Source organism: Slackia piriformis YIT 12062 (assembly GCF_000296445.1).
GTDB classification, from domain to species: domain Bacteria; phylum Actinomycetota; class Coriobacteriia; order Coriobacteriales; family Eggerthellaceae; genus Slackia; species Slackia piriformis.
On the sequence record NZ_JH815198.1, the window covers coordinates 1,252,177 to 1,264,406 of the forward strand.

Below are 12,230 nucleotides of genomic sequence, written 5' to 3' on the forward strand. Positions count from 1 at the left end.
CACTGACTACGCTATTCTTTGCCAGCGAGCATGGCGGCGAGCTTCTTAGAAGGCACGTAGGTCTTCTTCATCTCGCGACCCTCGATACGCACGCCCATGGAGCGAGCGGTGCCAGCGACAATCTCCATAGCGGCTTCGATGTCGTTAGCGTTAAGATCGGGGAGCTTAATCTCAGCAATCTCGCGAAGCTGGTCGAGGGACAGGGTTCCAACAGCCTTGAGCTGCGGAATGCCGGATCCGCTCTTGATGCCCAGCTTCTCCTTGATCAGCACGGCCGCCGGAGGGGTCTTGCACACGAAGGTGAAGCTCTTGTCCTCGTAAACCGTAATCTCAACGGGGATGATGGTGCCGGACTGGTCCTGCGTGGCGGCGTTGAACGCCTGGCAGAACTGCATGATGTTAACGCCCTGCGCACCGAGTGCGGGACCTACCGGAGGAGCCGGATTGGCAGCACCAGCAGGAATCTGCAGCTTGATAAAGCCTGCAACTTTCTTCTCAGCCATCTCTGTTTCCTTACCTTACTAATCGTATTGCTACAACGGCCAGCCATGCGCGAGAAGCCCTGTCCACCCAGGCACGCAGGAGCCGAGAATACTCACCTAGATCTTGGCCACTTGATCGAAAGAAAGCTCGACCGGCGTTTCTCGACCGAAAATCGAGACCATGACCTTGACTTTGCCAGTTTCGACGGAGACCTCGGAAATGGTGCCGTCGAAATCAGCGAGGGGACCGTTCGTAACCTTGACCGACTGCCCCACTTCAAACGAAGAGGTGGTCTTCTTCGGAGCAGAAGTCGACGTGCGCTTCATGATTTTGTTGAACTCGTCGCGAGTCAACGGAGCGGGATTGCCCTGGCTCCCAACAAAACCCGTCACGCCCGGAGTGTTGCGGACGGCAGCCCAGCTGCGATCGTCCATTTCCATACGAACCAAAACATAGCCCGGGAAGACTTTCTTTTCATTCTCTACGCGACGACCGCTTTCTTTGATTTCGGTCACCGTTTCGGTAGGAATTTCAATCCCGAACACGTTGTTCTCGAGACCCATGGTTTCAATGCGCGTCTCGAGGTTTTTCTTAACCTTGTTCTCGTACCCGGAATAAGTGTGGAGCACGTACCATTTCTTTGCCATGCTAGATTCCAACCCCCAACCCGGAAAGAGCAACGATAAGAGGAGTGACAATCAAATTGTCCAGAACGGCGACGAATACGCCGAAAAACACCAAAGCGGCCACAACGACGCCGGTCCATCGAAGAACCTCGACTCGTGTGGGCCACGTAACGCGTTTCAACTCAGCCTTGACTTCTCGAAGGAATTTGAAACGCTTTTTCTTGGGCTTTTCTGCCTTCTTCTGAGCAGCTTTTTTGGACTGCTGCTTTTCAGCTTCAGTCTTTTTGGCAGCTTCTTCAGCAGAAATGCCTTGCGCCTCAAGTGCAGCAGCCTGAGCCTTTTTCGCCTGGCGATTAGCAGAGGCTTTTGCTCTTTGCGTTTTAGACTTTTTCGCCATATTTTCTTAATCCCTAATGCGATTCATTATGAAGAAGCCGCAATTCGTCCTCTAGAATGAATGTCCCTAAACCCAAAACAAGCAGCTCGCGTTCCAAGCTGCTTGAACAAGCTGGCAGGCCAGGTAGGACTCGAACCCACAACATGCGGTTTTGGAGACCGCCGCTCTGCCAATTGGAGCTACTGGCCTGTTTCCTTACCTTATCGAGTTTCCTTATGCAAGGTGTGGGTCTTACACCACTTGCAGTACTTCTTGAACTCGATACGATCGGGATTATTCTGCTTGTTCTTTTTGGTCGTGTAATTGCGGCGCTTGCACTCGGTGCAGGCCAAGGTGACCAACGTACGCATGAATTCTCCTTCAAATTAATCGTTTTGTAGCTCGATGATTGTACACATATGAGCATCTCTTGAAAAGAAGAGCCCGCCCGAAAGCGGGCTCTTCATCAAATCACTGCAATAGTTTAAAACTATTTGATGATTTTGGTCACGCGGCCGGAGCCAACGGTGCGGCCACCCTCGCGGATAGCGAACTTGAGGCCTTCCTCCATTGCGATCGGGTGAATGAGCTCACCGGTGATCGTAACGTTGTCGCCAGGCATAACCATCTCGGTGCCCTCGGGGAGGTGTGCAACACCGGTAACGTCGGTGGTACGGAAGTAGAACTGAGGACGATAGCCATCGAAGAACGGGGTGTGACGGCCGCCCTCTTCCTTGGTCAGGATGTAGACCTGGCCCTCGAACTCGGTGTGCGGAGTAACGCTACCGGGCTTGCAGAGAACCTGGCCACGGACGATGTCCTCGCGCTTAACGCCACGGAGCAAGCAGCCGATGTTGTCGCCAGCCTGAGCCTCGTCGAGGAGCTTGCGGAACATCTCGATGCCGGTGCAGACGGTGTTAGAGGTCTCGCGGATGCCGACAATCTCCAGCGGGTCGTTGACATGCAGAACGCCACGCTCAACACGACCGGTAGCAACGGTGCCACGACCGGTGATGGTCATGGTGTCCTCAACAGCCATCAAGAAGGGCTTGTCGGTCATACGCTCGGGGGTCGGGATGTAGGAGTCAACAGCGTCCATGAGCTCCCAGACCTTCTCCTGCCATTCCTTGTCGCCCTCGAGAGCCTTCAGTGCAGAACCGCGAATGATCGGGGTGTCGTCACCGGGGAAATCGTAGGAGCTGAGAAGGTCACGAACCTCCATCTCAACGAGCTCGAGGAGCTCTTCGTCGTCGACCATGTCGCACTTGTTCAGGAAGACAACGATGTAAGGAACGCCAACCTGGCGAGCGAGCAGGATGTGCTCACGAGTCTGAGCCATCGGGCCGTCGGTAGCAGCGATAACGAGGATAGCGCCGTCCATCTGAGCAGCACCGGTGATCATGTTCTTGACGTAGTCAGCATGGCCCGGGCAGTCAACGTGTGCATAGTGACGCTTGTCGGTCTCATACTCAATGTGAGCGATGGAGATGGTAATACCACGCTCGCGCTCCTCGGGAGCCTTGTCGATGTTCTCGAAAGCGGTGAAGTCTGCGTGTGCAGAACCGTGAGAACCGTCGTTCTCAGACAGAGTCTTGGAGATAGCAGCCGTCAAAGTGGTCTTACCATGGTCAACGTGGCCGATGGTACCGATGTTCACATGCGGCTTGCTGCGCTCGAACTTCTCCTTAGCCATTATTCCTCCTCTAGGGAATGGTCAAAAGACCAATACTTACTTCATAAAAATCACGCGCCGTAAAGGCGCGTGAAAAAGTGCAATGGTAGCGGTGACTGGATTCGAACCAGTGACGCCACGGGTATGAACCGTGTGCTCTAACCAACTGAGCTACACCGCCATGTATACTTCTATGAAACCTTCAGTTATGATGGCTCCATTCAGTAACAAGTAATGGAGCCCGCGACCGGACTTGAACCGGTGACCTCTTCGTTACCAACGAAGTGCTCTACCGACTGAGCTACACGGGCAAACTGGTGGGCGCGCTAGGATTCGAACCTAGGTAAGCATAGCTAACGGGTTTACAGCCCGTCCCCTTTAACCACTCGGGCACACGCCCAGTTCATCAAGGTGCTCGACTCTTTATGTGTACTTATCAAGCTGCTGTTCGCTTGCTTGGTTTTTCGTTCCTTGCTCGCGAACGAAGTGCATAATACGCTAGCCTCCCATCCCTGTCAACACTCTACACGCTTCCGGGAGTATCTATTATTTTAGGCATCATTTTGCTTATCTGAACTGGAATTTCTTTCTTATCTGTTCTCTTTCGAACACTGTATGCCGCAAACTTTTTTCGAAAAAAATTTTTTCTTTGGGCGGCTTTTTTTCGCTCTGGGGCCTCTTCTTTATGACCCATTCTTTGGCCGCTGCCGCAAGAAAACACCTTGCGTTATAGCAACAAGAAAGCGAAGGCGGTCATAAGCACATGCATACATATATGAAAAGACCGCGGTGCGCGCGCTTGAACCTGCGCACACACCGCGGTCTTGAAAACAAAGATGCCTCAGAGCGGAGGATGACGCCCTTGCGCATGCCCCGCATACAGCCAATCGAACTCGAAGGAAGACGGCCTATACGTCGGCTTCCATATACGTGTCGAACTCGTCGGCAACTTCCCTGCTGGGCTCTTCGGTCAAAAGCGAAACGACGACGATCGCGATAAGAGCGAAAATAAATCCAGGCAGCAATTCGTACACTGCAAAAATTCCTCCGAGCTGTTTGACGAAAAGATTCCAGACGATAACCGTCACAGCGCCTACGAGCATGCCGGCAAGAGCACCTTGCTTATTGGTACGACGCCAATACAGGCTGCAAAGCATCAGCGGGCCGAAACTGGCTCCGAAGCCCGCCCAGGCGTACGAGACAACCTGGAAGATCGAGGAGTTTTGGTCGAGTGCAATGACGATGCCGAAAATAAGAATGACCGTCAGGGCCACACGAGACACGAACATGGACTGGGCCTCGGTGGCATTCTTGTTGATGAGGCCTTTATAGAGGTTCTGCGAAATCGCGGAGCCCGCAATAAGCAGGTAGCTCGAAGACGAAGACATCGTTGCGGCGAAAATGCCCGAAACAACGAGACCGCAGACGAACGACGGAAGCATGATCTGCGCGAGCACGATGAAAATGGACTCGGCATCAGGCCCCGTCAAGAATTGCGCCGGAAGCGCGGCGCGTCCCACCAGACCGATGCAGACGGCGCTGGCCAAGGAGATGACGACCCAGATGGTCGCGATGATGCGGCTCTTCTTGATTTCGCTGGAATGGCGAACGCTCATAAAACGAACGAGCACCTGGGGCATGCCGAAATAGCCAAGACCCCATGCAAGGCAGCTGATGATGGTGATGGCGCCAGAGCCGTAAAGAACCGCGTCGCCAAACAGCGGCATGCCGTTTTCGACCACCTGACGGCCCGATTCGTCAAGAATGGGAGACGCCTGCTGGGTTCCCGACAAGAATCCGGGAATGCCCTGAAGGAATGCGACGGTATTCTCCACGCCGCCCGCCATGGCGACGCTGCCGACGAACACGATAACCAGCGCGCAAATCATGATAGCGCCCTGGATAAGGTCCGTCGTACAAACCGAAAGATAGCCGCCCACGAAGGTGTAGACGAAAACTACAAGCGCTCCAAGAATCATCATGGTGGTGTAATCGAGGCCGAAAAGCGTTGCGAAAAGCTTGCCACACGTCACAAAGCAGCTGCCGCAATAAATGCAGAAGAACAGCAGGATGATGATCGCCGCCACGCTCATGAGGATGCGCTTGTCGTCGCGGAAGCGATTGCTGAAGAAGTCGGGAAGCGTAATGGCGTTGCCCGCTACCTCTGAATACTTGCGCAAACGCTTAGCCACGAACTTCCAATTCAAGTACGTTCCGATGGCCAGACCGATTGCGGTCCACATGGCATCCGATGCGCCCGTGAAATACGCGATGCCCGGCAGACCCATCAAGAGCCAACCAGACATATCCGAAGCCTCGGCAGACAGGGCCGTCAGCCACGGACCGAGCCCGCGCCCGCCCAGGAAGTAGTTCTCCGAGCTTGCATTGGACTTTTTCAGGTAGAAAAAGCCCACTGAAAGCACGACGATAAAATACAGGGCCATCGCGAGAACAACTTGAATATCATCTACGGACATTGCCCCTCCTCTCATGCGAACAGAACAAAAGCAATTGACGATTATACGGTAAAGTTGCCTCCGAAAGCATAGAAGTGCTTTATGGTGCTAAAGTGTCTCTTCGAGCGGCCATCACGATAAGAGGAGGATTGATGTCTTACGCCGAGCTCACCCATGCCGAACTTGCGGCGCTTAGGGAATCTCTCGAGCAGGAATACGCGCGTCATTGCGCTAAAGAGCTTGCGCTCAATATGGCACGCGGGAAACCCGCTGCAGCTCAGCTCGAGCTGAGCCTCCCTTTGCTCGATACCGTAGACGCGTCATCCGACCTTTTCGCCGAGGATGGCACCGATTGCCGCAATTACGGCGTCATGGACGGCATTCCCGAAGCGAAACGCCTGATGGCGTCCATCATGGACCATGACCCGAGAAACGTCTGCGTCTTCGGCAACTCAAGCCTCAACATCATGTACGACCTTGTGAGCCACGGTTTTTTGCACGGCTATCTCGGCGAGAAGCCCTGGCGCGAGCTCAAGGACGTATCTTGGCTCTGCCCTGTTCCCGGATACGACCGCCATTTCGCCATCACCGAGCTTTTCGGCATCAAGATGATTCCCGTCCGCATGAACGAAAACGGACCCGACATGGACGAAATAGAAGCCCTCGTCCGCGAAAACGATGCTATCAAGGGAATATGGTGCGTCCCCCAGTACTCCAACCCGGGAGGCGTCACATACTCGAACGATACCGTCGCACGCCTCGCATCCATGCCCTGCGCTGCGACCGATTTCCGCATCTTCTGGGACAACGCCTATTGCGTACATCATCTCTACGACACTCGCCAGGCCCATGTCGCAGACATCGCCGAAGCGTGTGAGAAGGCCGGCAACCCGAATAGATACTTCAAATTCGCCAGCACCTCGAAGGTGACATTCCCTGGGGCGGGAATTGCCGCCGTTGCCGCGAGCGAAGAAAACATAGCGCAGATCAAGAAGCGGGTGAGCATCCAGACCGTCGGATACGACAAAATCAACCAGCTCAGACACGTCCGTTTCCTCAAGGATGCACAGGGCATCTCCGAACACATGAAAAAGCATGCTGAAATCATTCGCCCGAAGTTCGAATTGGTCGCCCGCATGCTCGAAGAGGGCCTCTCTGATACCGGCTGTGCCAGCTGGAGCAACCCTGACGGCGGATACTTCGTCAGCTTCGACGGGTTGCCGAACACCGCCAAGAGAACCGTCGCGTTGGCGAAGGGCGCCGGCGTCACCATGACGGGAGCGGGTGCAACATGGCCGTACAAAGAAGACCCCGAGGATTCCAACATCCGCATAGCCCCCACCCTGCCGCCGCTTGAAGAGCTCGAGCAGGCGATGGAGGTCTTCGTCTGCTGTGTGAAGCTGGCAGCCATCGAATCGCTTCTTGCATAACGTCCTCGTCGTCCGAAAGAAAGCCCGGACCCCACGTTTGAACTACCTCGCATTTGAGGCACATTCAATTGGGATCTGGGCTTTTTTGCGCCACGAAGCTCGGTTACAACCCGAAAGGCGCAAATCCAGCCCTCCCCTTCATACCGCAATACGCAAAATCCCGCCCCGGACGATCCGGGACGGGATTTTTCAGATGAACATGGGTACGCCTCGTGCGCAAGGGCCAAGGCTTCTTACGCGTCGGCGTAAAGTTCCTTGAGCTTGACGAGGTGCTCGTAGCGATCGACGGCCGCACGCTCGTTTTGCTCGAAGAGCTCTTCGGCGCGACCGGGGAACTCGCGCGTCAAACGGCTGTAACGAGCTTCGTTCATCAAGAACTCCTGGTATCCGCCCTTGGGCTCTTTGGAGTCGAGCGTAAACTTTTTGCCCGCAGGAGCAGCCGGGTTGTAGCGGTAGAGGTTCCAGTATCCGCAGTCGACAGCCTTCTCCATCTCCACCATGCAGTTGGCCATGCCACCCTTGATGGCATGCATCTCGCACGGAGAGTAGCCGATGATCAGCGAAGGTCCGGAATAAGCCTCGGCCTCGGTGATGGCCTTCATCAGCTGCGCAGGCTTGGCGCCCATGGCGACCTGGGCGACATAGATATAGCCGTACGCAATGGCGATTTCAGCAAGGCTCTTCTTCTTAATATCTTTGCCAGCAGCGGCGAATTGCGCAACCTGGCCGATATTGGAAGCCTTGGAAGCCTGGCCGCCCGTGTTGGAATAAACCTCGGTGTCAAACACGAACACGTTCACATCTTCGCCCGATGCAAGCACATGATCCAAGCCGCCGTAACCGATATCGTATGCCCAGCCATCGCCGCCGAAGATCCAGATGGATTTCTTCGCGAGATAGTCTTTGTCGGCGAGGATAGACTTGGCCAGGTCGGCATTTGCCGCGCCCTGAGCGATGACGCGCTCGAGCTCTGCAACATATGCATCAGCAGCGGCCTTGCTCTCCTCGGCTTTATCACGCTCATTGAGCCATGCGTTCGCCGCATTGGCCAAAGCTTCGTCTGCGCCGTTTTCAAGAAGCTGCTCGGTCTCGGCGACAAGCTTCTCGCGTACGGCATTCTGTCCGAGCAGCATGCCAAGGCCGTGCTCGGCGTTGTCCTCGAACAAGGAGTTGGCCCATGCGGGACCGCGGCCCTCTTTGTTCACCGTGTACGGAGACGTGGCAGCAGGACCGCCCCAGATCGAAGAGCAACCCGTTGCGTTGGAAATGTACATGCGATCGCCGAACAGCTGGGTGACCAGACGGGCATACGCAGTCTGAGCGCAGCCCGCACATGCGCCGGAGAACTCGAGCAGGGGCTGCTTGAACTGGCTGCCCTTGACCGTGGCATCCTGAATTTCCGGCTTATCGGAAACCTCGGCGACGCAGTAATCGAAGACCTCCTGCTGAGCAAGTTCGCCCTCTGCGGGAGCCATGGACAGCGAATTCGTGGGGCACTGAACCACGCAGACGTTGCAGCCCATGCAATCGAACGGAGAGATGGCGAGCGTGTACTGCAGGCCAGCGGCGGTCTTGCCCTTGGCGGGAATGAGCGTCGTTTTCTCGGGAGCCGCTGCCGCCTCTTCCTCGGTCAGGGCGAAGGGGCGAATGGTAGCATGCGGGCACACGAATGCGCACTGGTTGCACTGGATGCACGTAGATGCATCCCACGTGGGAACAGTCACGGCAATGCCGCGCTTCTCATACGCAGAGGCGCCGAGCTCGAACTGTCCGTCCACATGGTCGGTGAACGCCGAAACGGGCAGGCTGTCGCCATCCATGCGACCGACCGGCTCCATGATGGAGCCGACCATCTTCACAAGCTCGGGCTTGCCGGCGAGCTCAACGGTCTCCGCCTTATCAGCCGCATCGGCCCATGCAGCGGGAACGTCTATTTTGACATAGGCCGTAGCGCCGGCGTCGATGGCGCGATGGTTGGTATCAACGACGTCCTGGCCCTTCTTCATATAGGATTTCGTTGCTGCATCCTTCATGTAGCGGATAGCCTCTTCCTGCGGCAGGACGCCGGCGAGGGAGAAGAACGCGGACTGCAGGATGGTGTTGGTACGCTTGCCCATACCGATTTCAATGGCAAGGTCGATAGCGTTGATGGTGTAGAGGTTGATATTGTTCTGGGCAATATAGCGCTTTGCCGATGCGCTCAGATGATGCTCGAGCTCTTCGGGCGTCCACTGGCAGTTGATCATGAACGTACCGCCGGGCTTGACGTCTTTCACGATCGGGAAATCCTTCGTGATATACGACGGATTATGGCATGCGACGAAGTCCGCCTTGTTGACGTAATACGGGCTGCGGATGGGCGAATCACCGAAGCGCAGATGGCTGATCGTCACGCCGCCGGTCTTCTTAGAATCGTACTGGAAGTACGCCTGGACGTACTTGTCCGTATGGTCGCCGATGATTTTGATGGAGTTCTTGTTCGCGCCGACCGTGCCATCGCCGCCAAGACCCCAGAACTTGCATTCGATCGTGCCAGGGGCGGCGGTATTCGGGCAGTTGGGATCCTCGGGAAGAGAAAGGCCGGTCACATCGTCAACGATGCCGAGCGTGAACTCGCGACGAGGGTCTTCCTTCTCGAGCTCCGTGAACACGGCGAAGACAGACGCAGGCGGGGTGTCCTTCGAGCCAAGTCCGTAGCGGCCGCCGACGACCTTGATTCCGGAAACGCCTTCGATGGCAAGGGCGTTGATGACGTCCATGTACAAAGGCTCGCCCACGGCACCGGGTTCTTTCGTACGGTCGAGAACGGCAATTTTCTTGACCATCTTCGGAAGCGCGGCGACGAATTTATCGGTGACGAAGGGGCGATACAGGCGAACCTTCACCAGACCGACCTTTTCACCGTGAGCGTTCAAATAATCGATGACCTCTTCCGCAACGTCGCAGAACGAGCCCATGGCCACGATGACGCGATCGGCGTCTTCGGCCCCGTAGTAGTTGAACAGCTCGTAGTTGGTGCCGAGCTTGGCGTTAACCTGGTGCATGTAGTCCTCGACTACGGCAGGCAGGGCATCGTAGTAACTGTTGCACGCTTCGCGATGCTGGAAGAAGATGTCTCCGTTTTCATGGCTGCCGCGCATGGAGGGATGCTCGGGGTTGAGGGCATGGGCGCGGAATTCGCGAACGGCGTCCATATCGCACATTTCGGCAAGGTCGTCATAATCCCAGACGGCGACCTTCTGAACCTCATGCGACGTGCGGAAGCCGTCGAAGAAGTTGATGAACGGAACGCGACCCTTGATGGCGGAAAGATGAGCAACGGCGGAAAGGTCCATAACCTCCTGGACGTTTCCCTCCGCAAGCATGGCAAAGCCGGTCTGACGGCATGCCATGACGTCAGAGTGGTCGCCGAAGATGTTCAAAGCCTGGGTGGCAACGGTACGAGCGCTTACATGAAGAACGCCCGGAAGAAGCTCGCCCGCCATTTTGTACATGTTCGGAATCATGAGCAGCAAACCCTGAGACGCCGTGTACGACGTGGTCAGCGCGCCAGCTGCCAAAGAGCCGTGCATCGTTCCTGCAGCACCGCCCTCGGACTGCATCTCGCACACTTTGACCTTCGTGCCGAAGATGTTCTTCCTGCCCTGCGCAGACCACTGGTCGACGAAGTCGGCCATGGGGCTCGAAGGGGTGATGGGGTAAATGCCGGCAACCTCCGTGAAAGCATACGAGACATATGCCGCGGCGTTGTTGCCGTCCATCGACTTGAATTCTCTCGTCATGTTTGCGCTCCTTAGAAAAAAGCATTCGCGACCCACCGAGGCCGACTGCTTCCTTCATCGCCTGAGTGAAATACACCGCATCATGGTATCGCTCGGCTTGCGCGTGCGCGTGCGCATCGCCATCATGGGGCGTGCGCTTCGGCAAGCGGTTTGAGATGGCCGTATTTCCTAGAGAATCGATAGGATTGTTCGAAGCATAGACGATTTTCGGTTGCTTTTTCGGTTGTTACCCTTCAAAACCCGACGGGGTCTCCCGCCCCAATTCGGCCCGAAGCTGCGGAATCAAGCAAGAGAACGTCTCTTCGCGATTCTTTTTATTCAGCTGGCATTCCCATATCACATGAACGCGCCAGCCGTCCGCCTCAAGCGCTTCGACATTGCGCCTGTCACGCTCGACGTTGCGCTCGAATTTCAGAATCCAGTACTCCTGATTGCTTTTCGGCATGGACGGCTTGCAGCGTGGACAGCGGTGCCAAAAGCACCCGTTGATGAACAGGGCCACCTTTTTACCAGGATAGGCGACGTCGGGACGCCCCGGAACGTGCCATTGAAGACGATAGCCCGCAAGGCCTTCTTCTCGAAGCCTTGCACGCACGAGCATTTCCGGCTTCGTATCCTTCCCCTTGTTACCGCGCATGCTCTTGCGCACCGCGGGCGCAACAGGCTTTTCCGGAAAGCGCGGCGCATGCATCACGCAGCGAGTCGAACGCGCATACTTTGCGATGTATTTGCGATGCTCGCGTTTCGCCGTCACGTACCACAGACCGCTATGGCCCGGCTTTCGCTGGCGCATGGCACCCAAAGGACGTCCTCGCACCAAACGCGCCGCATGAATCCGCGAAGAAACGACCAGCCGTTTTTCGTCAAAACGCCTGGACCGATAGCCCAAGGTCATGCACGGCCGCCCTTGACGTAGGAAACGATGAACGAAATGCCCGCGACCGTAAGCGCCGCACCGAGCCCGGTGTAGAAAAAGGCGATAAACCATTCGGGGAGAATGCCGCTTGCCCGAAGCCCAATGCCGCCGCCCATCATGATGGCCATGATGATGTAGCCCTTCTTGTCGAAGAAGTGCAGGATGTGCTTCTTATCTTCCTCGAATCCGCGAATGCGCTCCGCGTGCTTTTTCACAAGCTTCTGGAACACGAGCATATGAAACATGACAAAAATGACAAGCGTCGCAATGAGCACCCACCAGACCAGATGGTCGTGCGTAAGAGCGCCGATTCCAATATTGGCGATGTTGCCGCCGGCGATGATCCAGACGAAGCCGGCGACGAGAAGGAGTTTTTCAGTCGAAATTTTCATGCCTCGGAGTATACTCCCCTCGCCCGCTTCTGCGAAAGCAATATGAACAATGTTCATCTATTCAACAAGTACTCGCATGGCCGTCGGCGAAAGCACG

At 55.9% G+C, this 12,230-nt stretch carries 10 protein-coding genes and 4 tRNA genes; 1 reads left to right on the top strand and 13 read right to left on the bottom strand.

Annotated elements, in window-relative coordinates; all coding sequences use genetic code 11:
• Positions 1-11: 11 nt before the first annotated feature.
• The 10 genes from rplK to putP form a co-directional block, all read right to left on the bottom strand.
• Positions 12-503, bottom strand: a complete 492-nt coding sequence (gene rplK, locus HMPREF9451_RS05570; protein WP_009139322.1) for a 50S ribosomal protein L11 — start codon at positions 501-503, stop codon at positions 12-14.
• Positions 504-599: 96 nt separating this feature from the next.
• On the bottom strand, positions 600-1,130 hold the full coding sequence (gene nusG, locus HMPREF9451_RS05575; RefSeq protein WP_009139323.1) for a transcription termination/antitermination protein NusG: 531 nt from the start codon (positions 1,128-1,130) through the stop codon (positions 600-602).
• Position 1,131: 1 nt separating this feature from the next.
• Positions 1,132-1,506: a preprotein translocase subunit SecE gene (gene secE / locus HMPREF9451_RS05580; protein WP_009139324.1), complete on the bottom strand. Its 375-nt coding sequence runs from the start codon at positions 1,504-1,506 to the stop codon at positions 1,132-1,134.
• Positions 1,507-1,618: 112 nt separating this feature from the next.
• Positions 1,619-1,695: transfer RNA gene (locus HMPREF9451_RS05585), tRNA-Trp, on the bottom strand.
• Between the two features lie 11 nt (positions 1,696-1,706).
• The gene (gene rpmG, locus HMPREF9451_RS05590; RefSeq protein WP_009139325.1) at positions 1,707-1,856 is read right to left on the bottom strand and encodes a 50S ribosomal protein L33; all 150 of its coding nucleotides are present in this window, start codon (positions 1,854-1,856) and stop codon (positions 1,707-1,709) included.
• Positions 1,857-1,975: 119 nt separating this feature from the next.
• The gene (gene tuf, locus HMPREF9451_RS05595; protein ID WP_009139326.1) at positions 1,976-3,178 is read right to left on the bottom strand and encodes an elongation factor Tu; all 1,203 of its coding nucleotides are present in this window, start codon (positions 3,176-3,178) and stop codon (positions 1,976-1,978) included.
• An 83-nt stretch (positions 3,179-3,261) separates the two neighbouring features.
• Positions 3,262-3,338, bottom strand: a tRNA-Met gene (locus HMPREF9451_RS05600).
• 54 nt (positions 3,339-3,392) lie between these two features.
• A tRNA-Thr gene (locus tag HMPREF9451_RS05605) sits at positions 3,393-3,468 on the bottom strand.
• 4 nt (positions 3,469-3,472) lie between these two features.
• Positions 3,473-3,557 (bottom strand) — tRNA-Tyr (locus HMPREF9451_RS05610).
• Positions 3,558-4,065: 508 nt separating this feature from the next.
• Positions 4,066-5,634, bottom strand: a complete 1,569-nt coding sequence (gene putP, locus HMPREF9451_RS05615; RefSeq protein ID WP_009139327.1) for a sodium/proline symporter PutP — start codon at positions 5,632-5,634, stop codon at positions 4,066-4,068.
• A gap of 131 nt (positions 5,635-5,765) precedes the next feature.
• Between putP and HMPREF9451_RS05620 the strand changes: the two genes are divergently transcribed.
• Positions 5,766-7,043, top strand: a complete 1,278-nt coding sequence (locus HMPREF9451_RS05620; RefSeq protein ID WP_009139328.1) for an aminotransferase class I/II-fold pyridoxal phosphate-dependent enzyme — start codon at positions 5,766-5,768, stop codon at positions 7,041-7,043.
• A gap of 233 nt (positions 7,044-7,276) precedes the next feature.
• Here HMPREF9451_RS05620 and nifJ read toward each other — a convergent pair whose 3' ends face one another.
• From nifJ to HMPREF9451_RS05635, 3 genes are all read right to left on the bottom strand, one after another.
• A complete protein-coding gene (gene nifJ, locus HMPREF9451_RS05625) occupies positions 7,277-10,825 on the bottom strand; it encodes a pyruvate:ferredoxin (flavodoxin) oxidoreductase (protein WP_009139329.1) in 3,549 nt (1,182 codons plus the stop codon).
• 226 nt (positions 10,826-11,051) lie between these two features.
• Complete coding sequence (locus HMPREF9451_RS05630; RefSeq protein WP_040626574.1) at positions 11,052-11,618, bottom strand: very short patch repair endonuclease; 567 nt, start codon at positions 11,616-11,618, stop codon at positions 11,052-11,054.
• A gap of 98 nt (positions 11,619-11,716) precedes the next feature.
• Complete coding sequence (locus tag HMPREF9451_RS05635; RefSeq protein WP_040626576.1) at positions 11,717-12,133, bottom strand: hypothetical protein; 417 nt, start codon at positions 12,131-12,133, stop codon at positions 11,717-11,719.
• Positions 12,134-12,230: the final 97 nt, after the last annotated feature.

Coding starts and splice junctions, on each gene's coding strand:
- rplK (WP_009139322.1), bottom strand. CDS start 503: ATGGCTGAGAAGAAAGTTGCAGGCTTTATCAAGCTGCAGATTCCTGCT.
- nusG (WP_009139323.1), bottom strand. CDS start 1,130: ATGGCAAAGAAATGGTACGTGCTCCACACTTATTCCGGGTACGAGAAC.
- secE (WP_009139324.1), bottom strand. CDS start 1,506: ATGGCGAAAAAGTCTAAAACGCAAAGAGCAAAAGCCTCTGCTAATCGC.
- rpmG (WP_009139325.1), bottom strand. CDS start 1,856: ATGCGTACGTTGGTCACCTTGGCCTGCACCGAGTGCAAGCGCCGCAAT.
- tuf (WP_009139326.1), bottom strand. CDS start 3,178: ATGGCTAAGGAGAAGTTCGAGCGCAGCAAGCCGCATGTGAACATCGGT.
- putP (WP_009139327.1), bottom strand. CDS start 5,634: ATGTCCGTAGATGATATTCAAGTTGTTCTCGCGATGGCCCTGTATTTT.
- HMPREF9451_RS05620 (WP_009139328.1), top strand. CDS start 5,766: ATGTCTTACGCCGAGCTCACCCATGCCGAACTTGCGGCGCTTAGGGAA.
- nifJ (WP_009139329.1), bottom strand. CDS start 10,825: ATGACGAGAGAATTCAAGTCGATGGACGGCAACAACGCCGCGGCATAT.
- HMPREF9451_RS05630 (WP_040626574.1), bottom strand. CDS start 11,618: ATGCGCCAGCGAAAGCCGGGCCATAGCGGTCTGTGGTACGTGACGGCG.
- HMPREF9451_RS05635 (WP_040626576.1), bottom strand. CDS start 12,133: ATGAAAATTTCGACTGAAAAACTCCTTCTCGTCGCCGGCTTCGTCTGG.